Here is a 762-nt window from a genome sequence, read left to right on the forward strand (position 1 = left end):
GGTTCGCAAAGTTCGGACAGTGTGTGCGAACCAAGCCCAGGGCCATTGTCATCGACATGAATCATCACTTTGCTTTCATCCGTATCCGTTTCAACGAGCAACCACACTTGTTTATCTTGTTGTTCTTTTACGGCTTCAATTGCGTTTGTCAGCAAGTTAACCAGAACTTGCTCCAATTGAATGGTATTGATTTGAACCTCGATGTCGTCAGTAGGAAGTTCGGTAGCAAGTAGAACACGAGCAGATTTAAAAGCGGGTTTCATGAGCTCTTTTGATGAGGCTATCACGGGCAACAGGCGTGTTTGGGTAAGCTCATTGCCGCTGGCCTTTTTGGCAAACGAACGCAATTGCTGGCTGATGTTTGCCATTCTGTCTGTGAGGGCTGAAATGCGAGTGAGATTATCTTCCACTCGATCATACTTTTCTTTCTGAAGGAACAATTTTCCATTCTCAGCAAAGCTACGAATGGCTGCCAACGGATTATTCAGCTCATGGCTGATGCTTGCTGACATTTGACCGAGAACTGCCAGCTTAGCCGCTTGAATCAACTCATCTTGGGTTAAACGCAGTGTTTGCTCCGTTTCGGTTCGCTGCGCAATTTCAGCCTGTAACTCTGCTGTTCTCGCCATGACTTGAAATTCTAACTTCTGATTCGCTTCTTGTTGGATTCGTTCTAACTGCAAATGACGTTGTTGGCGGTGATAAATCAACTGGCCAATCAAGAACAAAACCGTAAAGGCCAACGTAAGCACAACGATATAG

Annotated in this window: 1 protein-coding gene; it reads right to left on the reverse strand. The window is 45.4% G+C overall.

The window, feature by feature from the left end; genetic code table 11:
• Window positions 1-762: sensor histidine kinase (locus tag R7O13_RS26375; RefSeq protein ID WP_318305142.1), on the reverse strand; the 762-nt coding region annotated here is incomplete at both ends.

Source organism: Vibrio sp. Y176, from assembly GCF_033438945.1.